Below are 20,520 nucleotides of genomic sequence, written 5' to 3'. Positions count from 1 at the left end.
CGCAGTATAATCTGTCGGGTTTGCTTTTCGATCGCGCAACCAAGCTAAAATATTGCCGAGATGCTGTTTGAGTTGAAATTGCAGTTTCAAAATGGGTTAATAGACGTTCTATTAAAGGATACAAAATCAGTTGAATTTATGAGTCGCCGATCTAGTCTTGGGTTTGGGATTCAATTAAAACATGAGTTTTCATGAGTTAAGTTTGTTTGCGATCGTTTATTGCTCAGCAGTTTGGATCGAGCGTTCTCTGACATACTCGACGATCGCAGGCTGTAGCATTAAACTTGTTGATGCGGTATCATTGAGCGATCGCCGATCTTCGATGAGCGATCGTTCAGCCAGCGCCTCCAATGCTTCCATCAGGTGCCTTCCCGAAACTTTGGGCAAAATTTCCGTTTTTAACTTCGCAGGGGTCGCTCCTTCTTGATTAATGGCGATCCAGTACATAATTTTTTGTTGCAGGGGAGACAAGCGATCGAACTGGCGATCGAGCAAATCCCACAAATCGCTAAAAACAGTATTTCCTTGCACTAAAAATGCGTGAATATCACCGCCAAAAAGTGTTTTAATCGTCGTTGCAGCAAGTTTGAGGGCGAGGGGATTGCCGCCAAAGTAGTTGACAATATCTTGACACTGCAATAGCGTTGCCTTTAATCCTTTGGCCGCGAGGAGTTGCTGGCATACTGGCGGTGAAACTCCGAATAGTTTGAGCGATCGCACGGGTAAATTTTCGCCCGATCGCACAGCAAAGCCGCCCGGTTGTTCTCTTCCAGTTAAAATCAGACAACTTCGGTGCGGTTCGTCAGCAATGCGCGCCAACAACTGTCGGTAATCTTCATAGCCTTGTTGATATTGTCCGCTGCGATTTCCACCTTGCAAAATCGACTCCAAATTGTCGAAAATTAACAAACAGCGTTTTTGCCGCAACTGTTCCATGAGAGCATCAATAGAGTGGTTGTTTGTGTGTTCTGAATTAGTTAATATCGGCAAAATATTGCTGAGGATAACATCTAAGGTTGGTGCTTGCTGCAAACTCCGCCAAATCGCAAATTCAAACTGAGATTGAATTTGCTGAGCGAATTTGACAGACAGAGAAGTTTTGCCGATACCGCCAAGTCCAAAAATACCGATCAGACGAGTAGAATTGCCGCTAATCCAAGTTTCTAATGTTTCGAGTTCCTGTTGTCGGTTGTAAAATTCGGAAACATCGATCGCTTCTCCCCAGTCTTGGATGCAGTTATCTGATGCGCGGCCATGCTGGTAGCGGCGCAAGACTGCTTGCAGATTTTGCTTTGAGACTTTTTCGCCGATGATTTGAGAGAGATTTCGCCACAAATGCGAACCGACGTGTTTTATATAGTCAGGTTCGTAAAGTAAGCGATCGGCTATCTCTTGATAAGAGTGTCCTTCCCAAGTTTCCAGAAATACGAGGGATTGAATGTCATTGAGTTTTTGCTTTTTCTTAAGAGATTGTAACAGATGGTCGATTAGGGCGATCGCTTCTTCTGCTGTCATAGTTGTTATTTTGATTGATTAATTCAGTAGATTTACCGATTATTCTGAGTGGGGGTTGCTTTTCAGGATAGAAAACAAATTTACTTAATTAACCGCAACGTAGTCCCTTTTATATTCGGCGGTTGAAACCAGGTTTACACAAACAAAGTCCGCCAATGCGGACTAAGAAGTAAGAGGGATATTTAAGCCGGATTTGGGAAGAGGTTAATTCCACAATCTCAGATGTCAAATCTCAAATCGATTGAGTGAATTTACGTAAGTTTACACAACTATGTCACTTTTTCTCACCGGCAGGGCGATCGGGGTGGTTTATTCTTTGAGTTAAGGCAGATCAGAAGGTGTTCCGGCTATTCAAAACTGATGATTTCAGCCGTACAAAAGCTTGTCACTTTTTCTCACCGGCAGGGCGATCGGGGTAGTTTATTCTTTAAGTTACGTCAGAGAACAAGTTGTTAAGACTGTTCAATAAACCGCTGGTGTGCGGAATAAACCGACTAGGAAGAGTCTTTTACTGCATCTGCGACGCAATTATAAGTTAGACCGCTTGAGCATCTGTTTGGGCGTAACTTGTGACCCATAGTTCTGAAATCATGATTAACTTAGATTGAAATCGGTTACTCAAGCTCTAATTTCTAAGAAAGCATACTTTCTTTACCTTCAAACATCTTTATGAGTTGAGAGTAGGGCTGATTTTAAACATCAACTGTTCGACCTGCTATAAGTTCACAGGAGTTTATTATGTCTGTAAGAATTACTGAGTTTCCCCCAAAAGCCAACACATCCGAACCCTTTGTTTTAAAGGGAACTACCACTAACGTAGACGACGGAGATGAGTTGTTAATCTTAGTTGATGACAAATTTGAAGTGGCACGTCCTCGCGTCCAAGGAGGTAAATGGGAAATTACCTTGATTTTTAATCAAACAGGCGATCGCAAGATTGAGGTCATTGCGTCGGATCAGGATCGCGCAGAAATTACGCTTCGTCTGGAAAGCGGCGAGATAAAAATCATTTCTCGAAGGGTTTGGGGAGCAAAACCACCGAACAATTCCTTAGCTGATCTTCCTAGTCCGAAACGTATCACCATACATCATACTGTCTTTCCAACTTTGTTTGTTACAGCGAGTCAAGCCACTGAAGAACAAAGAATGAGAGATATTCAAGCATCAGAAATGAAGTCTCCCCAAAACTTTAGTGACATTGGCTATCATTATGTGATCATGCCTAGTGGTCGTATCTATGAAGGCCGTCCCAACAGCAAAAAAGGTGCACATGATGTATTTAATGATGGTTTTGGAATTGCAATGGAAGGGTCTTTCCATCTGTCGGGAAGCAATATCACAGATGAGCAATTTGACTCTACCGTTGCATTGTGTACCCAGCTATGTAAAAAAATTGGGATTACTGATCCAACGACTTTAGTCTCTACACCAATTGATAAGGATAGAGAACCTTCCCCTAAGAGTCTTCCCCGTATTATTGGACACCGCGATCGAGTCGATACAATTTGTCCAGGCATGGGAGAAGCTCGGCTAAAAGACCTTCGACAAGCCGTTAAAGCACGGCTGTAAGGCTATGTAAAATAAATGCTTCTAGTGAATATGAATCAGTAGTCTCAAAATTGAGGAAAATGTATGTCAATACGAATTGAAGGAATCGGTGATGGGCTAAGTGAAGAACAAAGAAATGCGCTTGCAATCATGACTAACTTGCCTATAGAACGCTTTAGCAAGCTCAAGAAAGACTTTTTGAAAATTAGTGGCTCCTCAGACTTGCTTGATGCAGATACACTCTTCAAATTTCTTGACCTTGCTGAAAAAAAGCGACTGGATCTATCTAATGAAGGTGTAATCCGCTTTAAGGACATTCATCTACCAGGGGGTAATCACGGTAGTTTAAGAGGTGTGATTGGCAAGGAAACTGCAAATGTCTACTATGACGTACTTACGATGCCTGATGGACTTGTTTTCACAACATCTTATGCCAAAGGTGAAATTATCTCTCAACTTGATGAGATTAGAAGCCGTGGTTATGAAACCTTAATCATGGAAGCGGCTGAAGACTTTGACATTCAACCTTCGGTAATTGGCGGTGTGGGATCGCGTGAATCCCTTTGGGGGATAATTCTTAGCCCACCAGGAGCAGCAGGTACAGGGGATGCTGGGCATGGTCGTGGGCTGATGCAAATTGATGATGGTGCTCATGATTTCGCTAGAACTGGTAACTGGAAAGACCCGAGAGCCAATATTCGTTATGGTTGCGATCTTCTCGCTGATAATAGGGCTGTTCAAAAACGTGAAGGGTTGACTGGAAGGCAGCTACTGAAGGCAACTCTCGCCAGCTATAATGCCGGACTTGGAGCCGTTTTACGTGCTCTCGATCGAGCAATTGATGTTGATTCGGTCACGGCAGGAGGTGATTACGGTAAAGACGTATTAGATCGAGCAGGTTGGTTTCAGAAGTTTGCCGGGTGGAATTAATACTGTATAGGTATATCAAATTGAGGAACAAAACCATGTCAAATTCAATGAATGAATTGATGCCTAACTTATACGTAGGCTGTACGGGTACAGATGTAGAAAAGCTACAACAGAAGTTACAAGAACTTGACTTTTATAGTGGACAAATTGATGGTCTTTTTGGTCAAGAAGTCGAACAAGCAGTGATCGATTTTGAAGACAGTCAGGGATTTGCACCTGATGGTGTAGCAGGTGTTTTCGTCTTAGAATCTTTGGGCTTGCTAAAGATTGAACGAGATCCTGAGTAAGTTCTAAAAAACCAAAATCATTATTTTTTGTGAGTAAATATCATGGTATTGTTCAAAGAAATTAATCTTCGTCTTTGTCCCTCTACCCCAATCATTAAGGGTCTCAATGATCAGATTCTGGCGGAGTTCGATGTAGTTGCTCCCGGTAAACTCATAAGAATTGACGATCTCAATGTGTCTCTCAGTAGGGCGGCGGCGGCAGTTCCTTTTGTAGGGGGACCTACCGCTAAAGCAAAATTGAAAGCAGCGATCGATAAGCGCGGCATAACACTTAGCATTAATTCTGGGTATCGAACTTTTGCCCAACAGTTCCTACTGTTCCGCCTGAAGCATCTCGGTGGGTGCAATCCTAATCCTGTTGCTCGACCCGGAACCAGCAACCATGAAAGTGGCCTAGCGTTAGACATAAATGAACCCTTGACTTGGAAACCTTTCCTCGAAGATCAAGGATGGAGACATTTTGGACCTGTCGATCCTCCTCATTATGATTTTGTTGCGGGAGGGACCGATCTTCGCAGTTTAGGAATTAAAGCCTTCCAAAGCCTCTGGAATAAGCATAATCCGGGAGATCCACTTGATGTTGATGGTTCGCTAGGTACGGATTGGGAAAATTCTAAAACTATTAAGCGATTAATGAAATCGCCTATAGATGGCTTTTCTTAGCTAGCTCTGGCAACAGTGGTCGCCATTGCTATTGGGGGCATTCCCGAATACAAATCGTCCTAATCTATTGTTCGATTCCTAAGAATGCGCCGTGTTTATGAGTTCTTGCAGCATTAGTCATCGCGGCCTAACAATGCCCATGCACACCGACCGCCGAGAAGTTAGTGGTAAGCCAAACTGCTAGTTATTAGAGTAGCGATCGCACCTCGTCACTTCTTCATCTCCTCACCAAATAACAGGAAATGAAGGTTGCAAGTGCGATCGCCCTTTCCTCTCGATCGACTTCCCAACTTACAAACCTTTACAAAAGTCTGTCACTTTTTCTCACCGGCAGGGCGATCGGGATTTTGTTATTCTTTGAGTTTTGGAAGACGCAGTTAATCGCCTTTCGGGCATAGTGCGCTCTCCCCGTTTGGTCAGTAAGGCTGAAGCATGGCGTAGTTTATGCAGTCGGACGACACATATGCTGGTATAATCTGAAAAAGCAGACGTTGTAAATTGAACCCATGTTGTTTGATTGGGACGAGGAAAAAGCCAGAAGCAACCTTGCCAAGCATAGTGTTTCTTTCGATGAAGCCACTTCTGTGTTTGACGATCCGTTATTTTTAACCTTTGGTGATCCAGAACACTCCTTTCAAGAGCAACGTTTCATTATCATGGGAGAATCAGCCAAAGGACGATTGTTAGTTGTCGCTTACACTGACCGTGCAGGCATCACGCGCCTAATCAGCGCTCGTCCCGTTACCCGCAAAGAACGTAAAGCTTATGAGTCAGACCTCTGAAATGGATGATGATTTGCGCCCCGAATATGACTTTACTCAACTCTCTGTTGTAGCCCGCGGTCAAGGACGCAAACAATCCACCCTAACAGTCCAACTAGATCCTGATGTTGCAACAATTTTTCCAGATTCTGGCGCAGTTAATGAAGGGTTGCGCCTATTGATGCGACTGATTCAACATTCCCCCTCCCAGCCAATTGTACAGTCTGTAACGTCATCAAAAGGGGCATAAGATCAATTCCGATATGCACGGGATGATCAGTCCATACTGATGACACAACTGCTTAATTTTTAAAGCCGTCGGCGCGTGTCTAAAATTTGTTGTTGCAATTCCTCGAAAGCGGGGATTTGTGAGCTACCGTCTTTCTCAAATATCGCCCTTATTTGCTCCATCAGCTCGATCGCCAGTGGTACGCCAAGCTGCAACTGTTCCAAGACATCCCGCTGAGCAAAAACAGCTTCCGGTGTTCCTTCTAGAATCAATTTACCGCGATCCATCACAAACACCCAATCAGCCCAGGAGTAAATGAAATCTAGATCGTGACTTGCTAAAAGGATAGTGGTTCCGGCTGCGTGAATTTGTTGGAGTAAACCGACCAGTTGTCGCGTGTGACGCGGATCGAGATAGGCCGTAGGTTCATCTAGCAGCAGCAGTTTGGGCTTGAGAACCATGATATCGGCGATGGAAACGCGCTTTTTTTGCCCTAAGCTGAGGTTGTGAATTGGTTCGCGGGCGAGTTCGTTTAGATCGAATTGCTCGATCGCCTCTTGCACCATTCTCGCAATATCCGGTTCTGACAAACCCAAATTGTACAATCCGTAAGATATATCTTCTTCTACCGTGGAAGCTACTAATTGGTGTTCGGGATTTTGAAACACGAGTCCGATTTGTTGGCGCAGTTTTGTCAAGGATTTGCGATCGTAGCGAAAGGGTTCACCTTCCCAGCGAATTATTCCCTGTTGCGGTTGGTACAAACCATTTGCTAGCAGGAAAAAGGTGGTTTTGCCGCAGCCATTTTGACCGATCAGCCCGCAGCGCTTCCCGGCGGGGACTTTGAGGCTTAAGTCCTGAATTGCTACTCGCGAACCGCAGGGATAGGAGTAGAAAGTGCGATCGAATTCGAGAATTGGGAGTGAGGAATTAGTCATTTGTTATTGGTTATTGGTTATTGGTTATTGGTTATTGGTTATTGGTTATTTGTTATTTGTTATTTGTTATAGTAGCAATCCTCACATCATTTGTATAATTTATTGTAGGAACAATCCCCCGCTCGATTTCCCCGATCGAGGGTAGGCATTCTTGACACTACCTACAAATTTTGTGAATCATTTAGGATTGCTATAGTCATCAGTCATCAGTCATTAGTTATTGCTTGCCACTAACAAATAACCAATAACTGATAACAACTGTCAACTGTCAACTGTCAACTGCCAAAGTTGAATTTCATAACAAAGATGCTCTTCAAAAAGTTTACTCGCTTCCAATCCTTCAACCACCAATTTCTTAAACCAGCGGCGAAATATCCAGCGCAGGAATTTGTGGATGGGCGGAACCGCAATCGAAATCAAATCCGCAACATAGATCATTGTGTTGAGTCCATACCTGCGAAAACTATCGACGTACAAATCAATAGTCGGTAAAATATGAGTCGAAATATCCTCAGTTTTTACTAACGTGAACCCAGCTTGCAACAAAGCAGCATTAAGTTCTTTGACAACATGACAATTAGAAAACATTCCTTCTGTATAATTAGGATTAGAGCGCATCATATCCGCAAGCAGCAAATAGCCTCCAGGGTTGAGTACAGCCGCCGCACCTTTGGCTATATCGACAGCAGACATATATTGGCTACTTTCGCTTAAGAGAACCAAATCGTAGGAATGGGTGGCTTGAAAATCTTCAAATTTAGTGAGGTGAAAAACTGCCCGATCGCCCGTACACTTAAGAAAGCGCTGTTGTTGAAACGGATCTGGTGCTAGCCCTTCCACTGCAAAAGCGCGATCGAGCAAATAAGCCGCATTTCCGCCAATCCCGCACCCAACATCCAACACAGTCTTAATTTGTTTAGGAATAAAATCCAAAAGTTTATCTGTGTAAGCTTGCTGAGCAAAACGCAGCCGCCCGATAGTGAGATCCTCAGCGGGCACAGGTAGAGATTTCCAATAACCGTAATGAAGATACGGCGAATCCGTCAACCCCAAATAGTAATTCAGCGCCGCATTTTGGTAGCGAGTCACTTTAGAAATAGAGATTGATTTTTGCTTCGACATTGAGAAAGTTAGATTAATTTAAGGATTTCCGGGAGGGTTAAAATTCTTCCCAGCCCTTGCATACCTGTTCATAACACTGAACTGCCAAAAAAGCAAACTTTTGCAACAAATTGACATCAAAATCACAAAAATCCATCAGCGTTCATCTGTGTTTGTCTGCTGATATCTGCGGTCAAAAAAATCTCAATCTAACCAACCTACGATCGTCCCATTACAGTCGGCGGACAGCGCCGGATTTTCACCCAACTTTCCCCCAAACGTTCGATCGCCCTTCGCCATCACAGCCGATCGACCAGGCGAGATACTAGCACTATTTGAGTTCTTTGACACAAGACTGATGCTGCACGGGCCCGCATTCATTCCTTTTTCATAATCCTTTCATTCTTTGTGATTTTGTGGTAAAGTCAAAAATGAAACGATTATGAAAAATAGCGGCGGGCGATCGTACCGTCAGCAGCAAACTGTAGCGAAGTTCACTTGGAATTTTTGAATATATGCGGAAAAACCGTCAAATTACCCTAAATTTCCCTCTCCCCCTCCCCGACTCTCCCCCTAGTAAAAAACATCATCTCCTAGGATTCGGGCTGTTGCTAGCAGTTTGTCTCAGCGGGTGCAACACTCAGACGACCCAGCCTCAAACCAACCAAAATCCAGCTTCAGGCCCAACCGCCACCGATTTGAGAAACAAAGATAAAAAAGTCATTCTCACCACCTTCACGGTGCTGGCAGACATGGCTCAGAACGTCGCCGGTGACAAGGCAACTGTTGAATCCATTACCAAGCCAGGGGCGGAAATTCACGGCTACGAAGTCACGCCCAGCGACTTAACACGAGGGCAAAAAGCCGATGTGATTTTAGACAATGGCTTGAGCTTAGAACGCTGGGCTACTCGATTTTATAACAGTTTTCCCAAGGTTCCTCACATTACTTTGAGCGAGGGAGTCCAACCAGTTAATATTTCGGAAGATGCCTATCAAGGTAAACCAAATCCCCATGCTTGGATGTCGCCCAAAAATGCTTTGATTTATGTTGATAATATTCGCAAGGCTTTAGGAAATATCGATCCGGCTAATGCTGCAACCTATGACGCAAATGCGGCAAAATACAGTGAACAAATTCGGGCGATCGACGAAAAACTCAAACAAGCTATTTCAGCAATTCCCCCGGACAAACGCTACATAGTAAGTTGTGAAGGCGCTTTTTCTTACATTGCCAACGATTACGGTTTGAAAGAAGTTTATATTTGGCCTGTCAACGCCGAACAGCAATCCACACCGAAACAAGTCGAACGGGTGATTAATACAGTCAAAGCAAATCAAATACCTGCTGTATTCTGTGAGAGTACCGTCAGCAACCAAGGACAGCTTCAGGTAGCCAAGGAAACAGGCGCAAAATTTGCCGGGGTGTTTTATGTCGATTCCCTCTCTCCAGCGGAAGGCCCAGCATCAACCTATCTTAAGTTACTTGAATACAATGTCAATACTTTGATAAAAGGGTTACAGGGAAAGTAAGGAAGAAGGAAGAAGTCATTAGTCATTAGTCATTAGTCATTAGTTATTAATGCTGTCCCCCCGAACTTTCCGTCCAACGTCATCAGTCCGATGTCCGTCGGAAGAAGGAAGAATTCTCATACAGCAAGCTTTTTAGCCATCTGTATCTTACGTTTAATTAAGTAAAGTTACTTAAGGAAAATAAAAAAGATGAATGAAATCGGCATCAATCTTGAAAATGTGACAGTTGCCTATCACGGCAAAGTAGCCTTGCACAGCGCCTCGCTGCAACTCAAGGCGGGGACGATTTGCGGTTTGGTTGGGATGAATGGCGCGGGAAAATCGACGATGTTCAAGGCGATTATGGGATTTGTGAAGCCAAACACCGGACGCATTTTAATTAATGGGTTGCCGATTCGTCAAGTGCAAAAACGCAATTTGGTTGCCTATGTGCCTCAGTCGGAAGAGGTAGATTGGAATTTTCCGGTGAATGTTCGCGATGTGGTGATGATGGGGCGCTACGGGTACATGAATCTGTTGCGGATTCCTGGATCGATGGACAAACAAGTGGTGCGAGAAAGCTTGGAAAGGGTGGAAATGTGGCCGATGCGCGATCGGCAAATCGGAGAGTTATCCGGCGGACAAAAGAAACGCACCTTTTTTGCGCGGGCTCTGGCGCAACAGGCAACGGTTTTGCTACTGGATGAACCCTTTGCTGGAGTCGATATCAAAACTGAGAAATTGATGATTGATTTGTTGATGGAACTGCGTCAAACAGGACATACAATTCTCGTTTCAACTCACGATCTAGAGTCTATTACCACGTTTTGCGACCAAGTAGTGTTAATTAATCGCAGTATTCTCGCCTATGGTAATACCTCTGATGTGTTTACAGAGGAAAATCTTTCGCGAACTTTTGGAGGTTCCGTTGGCGATTTTTCGTCTGCAAAAAGTCGGTCAACCTGAGATATTGTAGCAATGTCAACAAAGGATTTTTTGGTGGGTTTGCACGTTTAATGCCCGATCGCGAATCCGCCCCTATAGGATTATTGATTGTGGTGTCCGATCTCAGTTAACTCAAGTCGATTTGGAGAAAAAATAATGGATTTAATTCAGTGGTTTGCCGCGCCGTTGCAGCATGAGTTTATGCTAAAAGCAATTTTAATCAGTGCTTTGGTCGGGCTTGTTTGTTCGGCGCTTTCGTGCTACATGACTTTGAAAGGATGGGCATTGATGGGTGATGCGGTTTCCCATGCGGTGATGCCGGGGGTTGTGATTGCTTATGTGCTGAATATTCCTTTGGCGGTGGGGGCGTTTGTGTTTGGTGTGGGCTCCGTAATTGCGATCGGCTTTATCAAAGCGAAAACTCGCATCAAAGAAGATACGGTAATCGGTTTAGTGTTTACTGGATTTTTTGCCCTTGGTTTAGTGTTAGTTTCTAAAGTCAGAAGTTCGATCGACTTGACGCATATCTTATTTGGCAATGTCTTAGGCATTTCCGATTCAGATATTGTTCAAACTGTAATTATTAGTGTCATCACCTTAGTGACGCTGGCAGTTTTACGCAAAGATTTAATTTTGTTTTGTTTTGATTCGACTCACGCGCGATCGATCGGTTTAAATATCACATTTCTCTATTACGTGCTGCTATCTTTGCTATCGCTCACCGCAGTGGCTGGACTTCAAACTGTTGGGATTGTTTTAGTAGTAGCAATGTTGGTGACTCCGGGAGCAACCGCCTATTTATTGAGCGATAATTTTGACCGGATGATGTTGATTGCGATGGCGAGTGGGGTATTTTCTAGCGTCATGGGAACTTATATCAGCTATCACATAGATGGGGCGACGGGTGGATGTATTGTTGTTTTGCAAACGCTGCTGTTTGTGTTGGCGATGATTTTTGCTCCGAAACACGGTTTGTTAGTCAGGGCGAGGAATTCACGGGCGATCGATTAATAAGAGTCGGCGGTTAAAACCGCTCTTAGACAAGCCTAATTCGTCTAGGTATTTAAGCCGGATTAGGTATAACATCAAAGTTAATATCTTCATACAAATTTGCTAGCAAAACTTCCACAAAAATAGAAGTTAAGAAAACTCGATCGCCCAGCTATACGCATTCCCAGGCAGAGCCTGGTAACGATAAATTGAGTTCATAAAGGTCATATTGGGAATAGGATTTTGTAGGGAGTGCGATCGGTGTATCTCAAAACAAAGCAAATTCAGATATGGCAATGCCGTTTCCCTACCCTAAAATAATCATGAGCAGTCCATAAAAATAGTCAGAAACCGGGTTTTTTGCGACAATACTTCGCTACAGTCAACAGATTCAGTAAAAACCCGGTTTCTTTGGTTGTAATGCGTAAGTTCCGTTGATATTAACCGCCACCGCCACCGCCACCACCGCCACCGCCACCACCGCCACCGCCACCACCACCACCGCCACCACCGCCACCGCCGCCACTACTCGGATCTACGTAAGTCGTCACAACTATTTTTTCATGGTGATAACCGCAATTTTCACAGTGACGGATAACTTTATCCTTCCCTTTATTCCTTGGCGTAGCTGTAGAGATTACTTGTCTATTAGTGTCTAGCATGAATTTTTTACATCTAAAACAGAATGTTATAAAATAGACGTAAATCATTACTAAAATTAAGTAAAGCACACCTATCCATATCGGCGATGTCATCATTGCTATGAATAAGAAAATCATTAGAAAGAAGTCTACGAAAGGGTTTCCTCCTCCCGAAGAAGATTGAGATTGGTTGCCAGTTTGTTGCCAACCAGGTTGAGGTATATTCAGAATTGCCTGGGGAAATGCAATGTGCACTTCTAATTCTTGTTCCGGTAGAATAGCCTGACTTGCCACAAATTCAAAGGTTTTCGGATCTACTTGATGGGGAACCGCTGCTGCACCGAAATTCGTAAACGAGAGAACTTTCCCTGACAAAGCATCTGGTAAATTTACCGTAACTTTTCCAGTATTAACTGGCGCTTTCCGACCCGCTGCAATGGCTTTCCAATAAACGAGAGTATTCTCACCATCTAACTGCAATCCACCTACAACTCGATATTTGATGATAAAAGTATGTGTATCTGGCGGTTTTAATTCATGTTCCCAACGAATGCAAAGTTGATTGTTTTCTGTTCCAGTGCTACTAGGAATTATGCGATTGTTTTCGGCAACTGTCACATCTTTAATTTCATCGACTTTATCTAAAGGAATATAGCGATACCGTTCATTGTTGTAGGCTGCTGTGAATACATATTTTTGCGTTTCAGTAACTAACATATCTCCGTTTGTCTGAACGTCGATCGCAACATTGATGTTATCCCAGTAAAACGGTAGCTGTTGGGCTGTGGCATGAGTCACTGTGACTAACAGTAGGGTTAATGATGCTAGTAATGAAAAAACTATTCTTTTGAGGATGCGTTTATTTATCATAGGATTTCCACAAGATAAGTGTTGAGTACAATTATTCAACAGGTTTATTGGGGAGTCAATTCATAAAAATCATTAATTATGTTCATAAAAGTCATATCTTCAGTCGGGCAGGGAATTCATATCAATTCCGGTTGCACCGGAATAATATAGAGGAGACGGCAGTGCCGTGTCCTCATTTCCTAATTTCTTCTCAACTTTGAAATACTACACTTAACAAAGTTAAAACCGTGCCGCCAAATACGGCTTCAAATGTATATCTGCGGGAGGGTTTGTAAGGGTAGGAGTTCCAAACGCGGAGTTCTCCGTTGAAGCCGCGCGAGGCTAAAGTCAGGGAAACTTGACGGTAGTTTTCTAAAGTTCGCAGCAGCAATTGACCGATTAAAATGCCTAAACTGTGCATTCCCCGCTTCCAAGTGCGGTAGCCACAGCGGGAGTTTTGGGCTGTCCAAAGTTCGTCGGCGATCGCCAATAAGCTAAAAATAAAGCGGTACATTAGTAATAACAGTTCTGTGACTAACTCTGGACAGCGTAATTGTCTCAGAATCTGCAAAATTTCGGTAAATGGTACTGTCAACAGGATGAAGTACATACAGCTTGTGGATGCGAAGGCGCGGGCAAACAGCAAGCTCACTTGGTATATTCCAGTGCGGCTCACATAGAGATAAAAAGTGCCGGTGCTAATTCCCCAACCTTGCCAAATATCCCACTGAATTTCTGGGATTCGATCGCTCCCAACCGCACCCATCGCCAAAGCAGGCAAACTCGTCAGTAAAAACATCAGCGGTAGCGACAGCAACCGCAGATATAGTTTCGCCGGAATTCCCGCATAAACGACGATCCAGATTGTCAACCATAGGGCGATCGACAACTGCACCGCTACATGGGAAACTAGAGACAGGATTAAAAGGGCGATCGCAAATGATAGTTTGTGAGATGGCGGCAAACCGCGCAAGCGATTTGTATAAGCCAGACTATCAATTTGATGGTTCATTCCAAGGTTTTGCGATCGGAATTTTGCCGAGATTGCGATCGGCCTTTATATAACCCAATCACGTAGCCAATTACGCCAGCCCCCATCGCCGCTTGAGACGCAAACAATAGACTAGCAATTTCTCCGCTAGCAGGCTCAACTAAGTGATTAAACCAAGGTTTATAATCCGGTTGAATTTCGGTAATTGCTTTCTTAGCTTGGTCATCGGAACCGCCGTATTCACCCCGAACAAATGCTAGGGGAATCACAGCCAGAATAATCACTGCACCAGCCAACAGCCAATTTTCCCGCGAAGTAGCTTGCTGATTTGTAGGTTTTTGATTCACGACTTTATGACTCCTGTCTCAATAACTTCAAAGTTTCCAACTCCGGCTTCCCGTAGGAATGCAGCCAATTCCAAACCAATACAGTCAGCAATCCCTCACTAATAGCCAGAGGAACTTGAGTAATTGCAAAAATGCTAGCAAACTTGAGAAACGAAGCTACAAAACCACCGCTTGCTGCGGGAAAAGCCAATGCTAATTGAATCGAAGTCACCACATAAGTCAGCAAATCCGCCAAAGCCGCAGCACAAAAAATTGCCGCCCGCTGACTACCAGTTCGCATCAGCAAATGATAGATAAAATACGCAGCAAAAGGGCCAACAATTGCCATCGAAAACATATTTGCTCCCAGGGTAGTCAAGCCGCCGTGGGCCAACAAAATTGCTTGAAAAAGCAGCACTAAAGCGCCGAGTACAGCCATCACCGAAGGGCCGAATAAAATCGCCCCCAAACCAGTGCCCGTCGGGTGAGAACAACTCCCCGTTACCGAAGGAATTTTTAGAGCAGAAAGCACAAAAGTAAACGCACCCGCCAAAGCTAACAACAGTTTAAGTTCCGGGTGTTCTTTGGTAATGCGGGCGATCGATCGCAAACCAACTAGAAAAAAAGGTAACGCCACAATCCACCAAAACGCCGCCCATTGCACCGGCAAAAAACCTTCCGAAATGTGCATAGCTGCGGCGGGCGTTGCCGAACCGAGGACAATATAACAACTCAAGCCAGCCATCAATCCCAGGCTGACTAATTTCCGATTTCTGGCCTTCACGCTGAACCTCGCAGATGAGACTATGTAAACAAACACATCGGCGGGCATCCTGACTCAGAAAGCGACATAGCTTTCATTACAGTTGCGGGACAGCGCCGGACTTACACCGAACTTTCCCCGTTTCCTCTAATGGCTGCTCCCCATTAGAACCGAATGATTAGCTTAGTATAGTCGATCGCGCAACTCTCAGCCGAATACTTTACCAAAATATTTCAAATTAACTAGCTTAGATTGTGTCCGACAGCTTCAACTGTCATTGCAAAGAACGAAGCAATCGCCAACACTTAGGATTGCTTCGTTCCTCGCAATGACAAACAATAAAACTGCCAGCAAACACAATTTAATCTATCTTCCTTCGCGTCCTTTGCGTCTTCGCGGTTCATTAAAATCTTTAGGAAATACAAAATTATAGCCAAACAACTAAACGCTATAATATTAATGAGTTTTGAGGAAACCCGCCATGTTAAATTACAACTTTCCGACGCACTGGCCCTCAGCCGACGAACTACCAGACTCAGATGAAACACCAGTGGATAACGAACTGCAAGAATTAATCCCAGGATTGCTAAAAGCAATATTGCTCATACTTTGGGCAGAACGCATGGACTGGTTTTTTGGTATAGATATGGGTCTTTACCATCACCCGGAAAAACCTCCGATTGTGCCAGATGCTTTCTTGAGTTTAGGGGTGCAACGGTTTTATGACGAAGAATTGCGTCCCAGTTACGCGGTGTGGGAGGAAAAAGTGATGCCAACTTTTGTCCTCGAAGTTGTTTCCCCAACTTATCGCAAGGAATATACCGCCAAATTGGAAGAATATCAAAGTTTAGGCATACTTTACTATGTTATTTACTCTTCTCGCCGCCGTCGCAAACCTCATTTGGAAGTACACAAGCTAGTCAATGGCAAGTACGAGTTACAGTCAGGAAATCCTGTTTGGATGCCAGAGATAGGTTTGGGAATTGGCTGTGAAAGGGGCAATTATTCTGGGGTGACAAGGGAGTGGTTGTATTGGTACGATGCTGATGGAAAACGTTATTTTACTCCAGAAGAACAGGTGAAAGAATCGGCGCAACGCGCACAACAGGAATCGCAGCGCGCACAACAGGAATCGCAGCGCGCCGATCGACTAGCTGAACGATTGCGAGAGTTGGGGATAGATCCTGATAATATAAGCTGATTGCAGTCAAGAGTGCGACACAGAGGTACTCTGCGGGCGATCGCCAATCTGATTTTTCCACGCCCGATCGCCCTCAACCGAGAATTTTCGAGAAAAACCCGGTTTCTGCGTCCGGGAATGTATGAATATTTATCAAAAAAATTAGGAAAGATGCGGACTTATTTGGAACAGACAGATAGTTTGATAGCAAACATTGACAAGCAGCTCGAAAACATGAAAATCTGGAGAGGTTATTAAATAATGGTTATGGATCTGCGTTTTTACGATGTCATCGGCTTTGGGGATGAAGTTCCGGGAGTTATAGCCGTTATCTCAGCAGCCCGAGAATACCGCCGCCGGACAAAGCGTTATCCGCGAGTTTTGCTGATGTCGAAAGCAAACTTGCAAGAAGGCATTGGCGGGCATTTAGTCAGAGGCGGCCTTGCTTATTTAGATAGAAGTCAGATAGATCAAGAACTGCGACAATCTTTAAAGTTAGATACCTTTGGTTCACCAGCGACAATCTATCAAGAGTTCCTGCAAAAATCCGGTGTCAGTGCGATCGCGCTTGATCCCCGCAAAGCCAGCGCAGCGCTGCAAGAAATGCTGTCACAAGCAGGTGTCGATCTCCTCAGCAAAGTAGAAATTCAATCAGTCAATAAAGAACGCCAAAGAATTGCCAGCATAACCACATCTAAAGGCATAGTTTATGCAGGAAAGCAATTTATTGATGCCACTGTCAATGGCGAATTAGCTCAAGCTGCCGGCGCGAAAAAGCTAAAGGGATTTGAAACCTTTGGTCTGCCAAACTCCGAACTTCCAGTCACCCTCGCTTTTGAAACCCAAGGACTCAGTGCAAGAAAACTGAAAGAACTCGATTACATTTATCTAAAACGCTTCACAAACCTCGCCGATTCTGAGAGTCAAAAATTTTTGCTGTACGCTGCAGGCAAGGATGCCCAACTAGCAGAAGAACTCCGACAGGAAATGCTCGACACCAGAGGAAATCTCAAAACTCTGTGGGCAGGCAACGATTACATCGACGTGCGATCGCCCGCGCTGTCTGTAGCTTACCACTCCTTTAGAGGAACAAAGCTATCTTTTCCTGAAATCGGCGTAATTTTAGACGAGGGAAATATAGCCATACTTCCAAATAGCAGACTTTCGTGGAACGCGCTATTATTTGCAGTCACCAGCAGCGAAGCAGAAGCCTTAGCCAAAAGCGGGAGTAAACCGACGGCTAATATGCAAAAAGAGATGTTATTCGTAGCAACTTGGCTGAGGAGTTTGGGGGCTACTTCTGTTACTTCTGCCTCAGAACTGTATATCAGACACGCAGGCAATGTGACGGGAGTTGTAGAACCTTTAACGGGCGCACAAATGCTGTTAGGTGGCGTACCTGCCAATCAAGCACTGGCAACATTTAGCTATCATTTTGATGTACGCGGAGGCATCCCCGGTATGGGGGAAAAAGCCAACAGTTTAGGATGGTTAAAAAGTCTGAGTTTTAAACAGCCTACCTTCAATATTGGCATCCGCCACGCAGTGATGAAAAACATTCCTAACCTGGCAGTTGTCAGTCCGTGTTCTGGATTTGAAGGGTTCGCCTGTTCCGTCGGCAGAATTGTTGAATTCAACGCTGCAGTTGGTCAAGGTGTCGGTATCGCTGCCATTAATGCTATTCTTAATAATAAAAATATAGCTGATATATCTAACGCAGAAGTGAGACAAGTTCTCGTTGAAACAGGTCAGTTACCTAAAATTTTTGGAGTTGCAAACAATGCTGATGGAACGCTATTAGCGCAATTCGAGACACTTGTCGGTGCGGATGCTATTGCTTAAGAAGATGGAAGATGGAAGATGGAAGATGGAAGATGGAAGATGGAAGAAGTCATTAGGGGCGGTGCCCCCGTGCCCGCCCTCCTGCCGTCATTAGTCATCAGTCATTAGTTATTTTTTATTTGTTATTTGTAACAACTGGCAACTGACAACTGACAACTGACAACTGACAACTGCTTTCCGTCCAACGTCATCAGGAAGAAGGAAGAAGGAGCATCAAGCACGCCAGCTTTTGTAGTGCTGTCCTCGCACGGGCTTTTATCACCAAGCGAGCGAGGACAGGACTCAAACAAAAAATGCTTTTTACAAAAATGAAATGCTCCCCTTGAGTCCTCACTACAAACCAATTCTTAATTCTTCTGCGAGCACTTCGGATGAATACCTCCCTGCAAACAAATGTAAGCAATTTGATTTTTATCTAAATTTTTAGCCTCGGCAAAATCAACTCCTTGGAATCTACCTGATTTACTACCTGCAGGACTTTGAATAAACTGATCGGAAGCTGCTTTACCCTGAAATACAGCCCCTTGAAAATTCACTCCCGCTACATTTGCGCCCCTAAAATCAACCGAAATCAGGTCGGCATTCCGCAAATTAGCATCTTGCAACCGAGCATCTTGAAAATTGGCGTTGGCGAGTTTAGCAGAACTCAAATCGGCATTTTGTAAGTTCGCACTTTTCAAATTTGCACCGGATAAATCTGCACCTTGCCATTCCGATTTAGACAAATTTGTCAAGGATAACTGAGCGCCTTGGCCCTTGACTTTGCCCAAACGCGCGCCTGATAAATCGGCTCCAGACAAATTCGCGCTGCCCATATCTGCACCCGTAAAAGCTGCATTTTTTAACATTGCTTGCTGCAAATTTGCGCCAATTAAAAGAGCACTGCTAAAATTAGCTCCATTCAAATTTCCGCTTGACAAATTAGCTTTGTTCAGGACAGCGCGCACAAAAGTAGTGCGGTTCATTACAGCACTATTTAAAAATGCTCCGGTTAAATTTGCTCCTTCAAAATTAGCGCTGCTCAAGTCAGAAATCCAATCGTCAAATGTACCCGGACGCCTGTCTTCGCCGCTGCCGTAAAAGCGAGTTCCCTGCAAGCTGGCATTGGTTAAATTGGCGTTTTTCAGCTTGATTCCTGATAAGTCAACTTTGTCTAATACTAAAGTAAACTGAGCGGGGCCGGCAGGAGTTTGACTTAAATCGGTGCGACTGAGATCGACGCCGTTGAGTTGGCTGCTATACACTGTGAGAATTTTGCCGATCGCCCTTTGCACTGTTCGCTGACGGGTAGCCGCTAACTCGCGTTCCGAGGCTTTCCCCCGGTAGCGCAGGGATTCGATCTCGTTGCTGAGACCTTGGTTTAATCGCCGCAAGTCAGGTAAAGCTTTCGGCCCACTACTGACTAAAGCTTGTTGGATCGCGTCCAGCATTGAGCTGCTATCTTCTTGGGTTAGCAAATCCGCTAACAGCGGTATGGCGCGGGAATCTTCCACCGCCCCCAAAGCCAAAATTGCCGATCGCCTCCCCGATGTTCCGCTGGGCGAAGCCGGAGACAATTTACTAACCAAAGCCACAAATAATTCGTCGTTCCGCTGGCGAGAATCCCGCATATTTGCTTGACTTTGAGTGTAGATCAAAGTGCCAACAAACAAAGTTAAAATTAATCCCGCGCTGCCAATGGTAACTATCACTAAAGTTGTGCCTGGATGTTGGCGCATCCAATTCCACAAACTGGGATCTTCTTTGACATTGGTTTCGCGAGTCAAAACCAAAGCCGCAATCTGCGCGTCTTCCTCAGTCCAATCTTGATTGTTGACAGGATTGGCAGATTGTTCGATCGATCGCGCATTGACCACCAAAGTATTCGCGAGGCGATCGTGTCCCGATTGCCGTTTGTAGCGGAATGCAAAAGCGCCGTCTGCCAGCACTGCCAAGCCGCTCAACCCCCCTAAAATGATTAAATCAGGAAACGCGCCGGACAAGCGCCAAATGCCGTAGGCTACGCCCAGAGGCACTCCCCAGCGCCCCAAACTTTCGCGGATCAGCACTCGCCTCCAACCCGGAGGAGTACCAAAAGCTGTGACGACTTTAACGGCAAACCAGCGTTTCGGGAGTGTTTGGCCGGTTCGGGCGAGCAAAAACAGTTCCCACGCCGCTAAAACTAGCGGTGCTAGCAGCGCCCCCGACCAGAATAGATTAGTTAGGGGTGCGACTCTCGGGTTGCGATCGCGCACGGGTACGCCCAAAATACGGGCTACAGTTTCCGATGTTGCCGCTACAGAGGAATTTAGGGGCACGGTTTGAGCGTCCTTGTTGACCAATGCCCCGATACTGAAGGGAACGAGGGCGCTGGCGGCAATTAAGGAAATTTCAACGGCCCAAGCGCCGCACCTACGAACCAGCAGTGGCATTTGCTGGGATTTTGTCTGCCAAGATGGAGACGGATCGGGTTGATTAATATCATCACCGGATGCGGTTGGGTTAGCCATATTTATAATTTCCTATTTTTA

Annotated in this window: 22 protein-coding genes and 1 riboswitch; of the genes, 13 read left to right on the top strand and 9 right to left on the bottom strand. The window is 44.7% G+C overall.

Annotated elements, in window-relative coordinates; genetic code table 11:
- Nucleotides 1-216 precede the first annotated feature (216 nt).
- Entirely contained in the window at nucleotides 217-1,515 is a 1,299-nt protein-coding gene (locus QT998_RS00790) for an NB-ARC domain-containing protein (protein ID WP_333092761.1), read from the bottom strand.
- 738 nt (nucleotides 1,516-2,253) lie between these two features.
- Between QT998_RS00790 and QT998_RS00785 the strand changes: the two genes are divergently transcribed.
- From QT998_RS00785 to QT998_RS00755, 7 genes are all read left to right on the top strand, one after another.
- Nucleotides 2,254-3,084, top strand: a complete 831-nt coding sequence (locus tag QT998_RS00785) for a peptidoglycan recognition protein family protein (protein WP_194067461.1) — start codon at nucleotides 2,254-2,256, stop codon at nucleotides 3,082-3,084.
- A 63-nt stretch (nucleotides 3,085-3,147) separates the two neighbouring features.
- Nucleotides 3,148-3,993: a transglycosylase SLT domain-containing protein gene (locus QT998_RS00780; protein WP_333092759.1), complete on the top strand. Its 846-nt coding sequence runs from the start codon at nucleotides 3,148-3,150 to the stop codon at nucleotides 3,991-3,993.
- A gap of 35 nt (nucleotides 3,994-4,028) precedes the next feature.
- Nucleotides 4,029-4,280 (top strand): peptidoglycan-binding domain-containing protein, encoded by a 252-nt coding sequence (locus tag QT998_RS00775; protein ID WP_194067459.1) that lies wholly within the window; start codon nucleotides 4,029-4,031, stop codon nucleotides 4,278-4,280.
- Nucleotides 4,281-4,322: 42 nt separating this feature from the next.
- Nucleotides 4,323-4,943 carry a M15 family metallopeptidase gene (locus tag QT998_RS00770; RefSeq protein WP_194067458.1) on the top strand — a complete coding sequence of 207 codons (621 nt, stop codon included), beginning with the start codon at nucleotides 4,323-4,325 and terminating at the stop codon, nucleotides 4,941-4,943.
- A 242-nt stretch (nucleotides 4,944-5,185) separates the two neighbouring features.
- Entirely contained in the window at nucleotides 5,186-5,341 is a 156-nt protein-coding gene (locus QT998_RS00765) for a hypothetical protein (RefSeq protein WP_333092758.1), read from the top strand.
- Nucleotides 5,342-5,449: 108 nt separating this feature from the next.
- Complete coding sequence (locus QT998_RS00760) at nucleotides 5,450-5,725, top strand: BrnT family toxin (RefSeq protein WP_194067456.1); 276 nt, start codon at nucleotides 5,450-5,452, stop codon at nucleotides 5,723-5,725.
- The gene (locus QT998_RS00755; RefSeq protein WP_194067455.1) at nucleotides 5,709-5,954 is read left to right on the top strand and encodes a hypothetical protein; all 246 of its coding nucleotides are present in this window, start codon (nucleotides 5,709-5,711) and stop codon (nucleotides 5,952-5,954) included. The genes QT998_RS00760 and QT998_RS00755 overlap by 17 nt, the downstream gene beginning before the upstream one ends.
- Nucleotides 5,955-6,013: 59 nt before the next feature.
- Here the strand turns inward: QT998_RS00755 and QT998_RS00750 are convergent, their stop codons facing one another.
- The 3 genes from QT998_RS00750 to QT998_RS00740 form a co-directional block, all read right to left on the bottom strand.
- The gene (locus tag QT998_RS00750) at nucleotides 6,014-6,871 is read right to left on the bottom strand and encodes an energy-coupling factor ABC transporter ATP-binding protein (protein ID WP_333113567.1); all 858 of its coding nucleotides are present in this window, start codon (nucleotides 6,869-6,871) and stop codon (nucleotides 6,014-6,016) included.
- Nucleotides 6,872-7,132: 261 nt separating this feature from the next.
- Nucleotides 7,133-7,993: a class I SAM-dependent methyltransferase gene (locus QT998_RS00745; RefSeq protein ID WP_194067453.1), complete on the bottom strand. Its 861-nt coding sequence runs from the start codon at nucleotides 7,991-7,993 to the stop codon at nucleotides 7,133-7,135.
- 183 nt (nucleotides 7,994-8,176) lie between these two features.
- Nucleotides 8,177-8,323 (bottom strand): hypothetical protein, encoded by a 147-nt coding sequence (locus QT998_RS00740; RefSeq protein ID WP_333113570.1) that lies wholly within the window; start codon nucleotides 8,321-8,323, stop codon nucleotides 8,177-8,179.
- Between the two features lie 164 nt (nucleotides 8,324-8,487).
- Here QT998_RS00740 and QT998_RS00735 point away from each other — a divergent pair, with 164 nt between their 5' ends.
- The 3 genes from QT998_RS00735 to QT998_RS00725 all read left to right on the top strand — a co-directional run bounded on the left by QT998_RS00735 (nucleotide 8,488) and on the right by QT998_RS00725 (nucleotide 11,439).
- On the top strand, nucleotides 8,488-9,504 hold the full coding sequence (locus QT998_RS00735) for a metal ABC transporter substrate-binding protein (protein ID WP_333092756.1): 1,017 nt from the start codon (nucleotides 8,488-8,490) through the stop codon (nucleotides 9,502-9,504).
- Nucleotides 9,505-9,693: 189 nt separating this feature from the next.
- The gene (locus QT998_RS00730; protein WP_333092755.1) at nucleotides 9,694-10,449 is read left to right on the top strand and encodes a metal ABC transporter ATP-binding protein; all 756 of its coding nucleotides are present in this window, start codon (nucleotides 9,694-9,696) and stop codon (nucleotides 10,447-10,449) included.
- Nucleotides 10,450-10,584: 135 nt separating this feature from the next.
- Nucleotides 10,585-11,439 (top strand): metal ABC transporter permease, encoded by an 855-nt coding sequence (locus QT998_RS00725; protein ID WP_333092754.1) that lies wholly within the window; start codon nucleotides 10,585-10,587, stop codon nucleotides 11,437-11,439.
- A gap of 419 nt (nucleotides 11,440-11,858) precedes the next feature.
- On the opposite strand, the gene QT998_RS00720 is transcribed toward QT998_RS00725, so the two are convergent.
- From QT998_RS00720 to QT998_RS00705, 4 genes are all read right to left on the bottom strand, one after another.
- Nucleotides 11,859-12,929 (bottom strand): DUF2207 domain-containing protein, encoded by a 1,071-nt coding sequence (locus QT998_RS00720; RefSeq protein WP_333113573.1) that lies wholly within the window; start codon nucleotides 12,927-12,929, stop codon nucleotides 11,859-11,861.
- A 190-nt stretch (nucleotides 12,930-13,119) separates the two neighbouring features.
- Nucleotides 13,120-13,920 (bottom strand): cobalt ECF transporter T component CbiQ, encoded by an 801-nt coding sequence (gene cbiQ, locus QT998_RS00715; protein ID WP_333113576.1) that lies wholly within the window; start codon nucleotides 13,918-13,920, stop codon nucleotides 13,120-13,122.
- Nucleotides 13,917-14,246, bottom strand: a complete 330-nt coding sequence (locus tag QT998_RS00710) for an energy-coupling factor ABC transporter substrate-binding protein (protein ID WP_333092751.1) — start codon at nucleotides 14,244-14,246, stop codon at nucleotides 13,917-13,919. Before QT998_RS00710 ends, cbiQ begins: the two co-directional genes overlap by 4 nt.
- Nucleotides 14,247-14,250: 4 nt before the next feature.
- Nucleotides 14,251-14,970 carry an energy-coupling factor ABC transporter permease gene (locus tag QT998_RS00705; protein ID WP_333092797.1) on the bottom strand — a complete coding sequence of 240 codons (720 nt, stop codon included), beginning with the start codon at nucleotides 14,968-14,970 and terminating at the stop codon, nucleotides 14,251-14,253.
- Nucleotides 14,971-15,031: 61 nt separating this feature from the next.
- Nucleotides 15,032-15,178, bottom strand: a riboswitch (cobalamin riboswitch).
- 291 nt (nucleotides 15,179-15,469) lie between these two features.
- Here QT998_RS00705 and QT998_RS00700 point away from each other — a divergent pair.
- Genes QT998_RS00700 through QT998_RS00690 form a run of 3 tightly spaced genes read left to right on the top strand, consistent with a single transcriptional unit; the run spans nucleotide 15,470 to nucleotide 18,010 of the window.
- The gene (locus QT998_RS00700) at nucleotides 15,470-16,189 is read left to right on the top strand and encodes a Uma2 family endonuclease (RefSeq protein ID WP_333092750.1); all 720 of its coding nucleotides are present in this window, start codon (nucleotides 15,470-15,472) and stop codon (nucleotides 16,187-16,189) included.
- A 12-nt stretch (nucleotides 16,190-16,201) separates the two neighbouring features.
- Nucleotides 16,202-16,426: a hypothetical protein gene (locus QT998_RS00695; RefSeq protein ID WP_333217888.1), complete on the top strand. Its 225-nt coding sequence runs from the start codon at nucleotides 16,202-16,204 to the stop codon at nucleotides 16,424-16,426.
- 9 nt (nucleotides 16,427-16,435) lie between these two features.
- Nucleotides 16,436-18,010 carry an FAD-dependent oxidoreductase gene (locus QT998_RS00690; RefSeq protein WP_333217886.1) on the top strand — a complete coding sequence of 525 codons (1,575 nt, stop codon included), beginning with the start codon at nucleotides 16,436-16,438 and terminating at the stop codon, nucleotides 18,008-18,010.
- Nucleotides 18,011-18,357: 347 nt separating this feature from the next.
- Here QT998_RS00690 and QT998_RS00685 read toward each other — a convergent pair whose 3' ends face one another.
- Entirely contained in the window at nucleotides 18,358-20,499 is a 2,142-nt protein-coding gene (locus QT998_RS00685) for a pentapeptide repeat-containing protein (RefSeq protein WP_333113583.1), read from the bottom strand.
- Between the last annotated feature and the right edge of the window lie 21 nt (nucleotides 20,500-20,520).

Origin of the sequence: Microcoleus sp. S1D4 (assembly GCF_036700765.1) — a bacterium.
GTDB lineage: Bacteria > Cyanobacteriota > Cyanobacteriia > Cyanobacteriales > Microcoleaceae > Microcoleus.
The sequence above is the reverse complement of the archived record's forward strand: the minus strand, read 5'-3'. Positions and strand labels throughout refer to the sequence as shown.

Bases quoted from the DNA above. Each gene is read 5' to 3' on its own strand.
- QT998_RS00790 (WP_333092761.1), bottom strand. From the start codon at position 1,515: ATGACAGCAGAAGAAGCGATCGCCCTAATCGACCATCTGTTACAATCT.
- QT998_RS00785 (WP_194067461.1), top strand. From the start codon at position 2,254: ATGTCTGTAAGAATTACTGAGTTTCCCCCAAAAGCCAACACATCCGAA.
- QT998_RS00780 (WP_333092759.1), top strand. From the start codon at position 3,148: ATGTCAATACGAATTGAAGGAATCGGTGATGGGCTAAGTGAAGAACAA.
- QT998_RS00775 (WP_194067459.1), top strand. From the start codon at position 4,029: ATGTCAAATTCAATGAATGAATTGATGCCTAACTTATACGTAGGCTGT.
- QT998_RS00770 (WP_194067458.1), top strand. From the start codon at position 4,323: ATGGTATTGTTCAAAGAAATTAATCTTCGTCTTTGTCCCTCTACCCCA.
- QT998_RS00765 (WP_333092758.1), top strand. From the start codon at position 5,186: ATGAAGGTTGCAAGTGCGATCGCCCTTTCCTCTCGATCGACTTCCCAA.
- QT998_RS00760 (WP_194067456.1), top strand. From the start codon at position 5,450: ATGTTGTTTGATTGGGACGAGGAAAAAGCCAGAAGCAACCTTGCCAAG.
- QT998_RS00755 (WP_194067455.1), top strand. From the start codon at position 5,709: ATGAGTCAGACCTCTGAAATGGATGATGATTTGCGCCCCGAATATGAC.
- QT998_RS00750 (WP_333113567.1), bottom strand. From the start codon at position 6,871: ATGACTAATTCCTCACTCCCAATTCTCGAATTCGATCGCACTTTCTAC.
- QT998_RS00745 (WP_194067453.1), bottom strand. From the start codon at position 7,993: ATGTCGAAGCAAAAATCAATCTCTATTTCTAAAGTGACTCGCTACCAA.
- QT998_RS00735 (WP_333092756.1), top strand. From the start codon at position 8,488: ATGCGGAAAAACCGTCAAATTACCCTAAATTTCCCTCTCCCCCTCCCC.
- QT998_RS00730 (WP_333092755.1), top strand. From the start codon at position 9,694: ATGAATGAAATCGGCATCAATCTTGAAAATGTGACAGTTGCCTATCAC.
- QT998_RS00725 (WP_333092754.1), top strand. From the start codon at position 10,585: ATGGATTTAATTCAGTGGTTTGCCGCGCCGTTGCAGCATGAGTTTATG.
- QT998_RS00720 (WP_333113573.1), bottom strand. From the start codon at position 12,929: ATGATAAATAAACGCATCCTCAAAAGAATAGTTTTTTCATTACTAGCA.
- cbiQ (WP_333113576.1), bottom strand. From the start codon at position 13,920: ATGAACCATCAAATTGATAGTCTGGCTTATACAAATCGCTTGCGCGGT.
- QT998_RS00705 (WP_333092797.1), bottom strand. From the start codon at position 14,970: ATGGCTGGCTTGAGTTGTTATATTGTCCTCGGTTCGGCAACGCCCGCC.
- QT998_RS00700 (WP_333092750.1), top strand. From the start codon at position 15,470: ATGTTAAATTACAACTTTCCGACGCACTGGCCCTCAGCCGACGAACTA.
- QT998_RS00690 (WP_333217886.1), top strand. From the start codon at position 16,436: ATGGATCTGCGTTTTTACGATGTCATCGGCTTTGGGGATGAAGTTCCG.
- QT998_RS00685 (WP_333113583.1), bottom strand. From the start codon at position 20,499: ATGGCTAACCCAACCGCATCCGGTGATGATATTAATCAACCCGATCCG.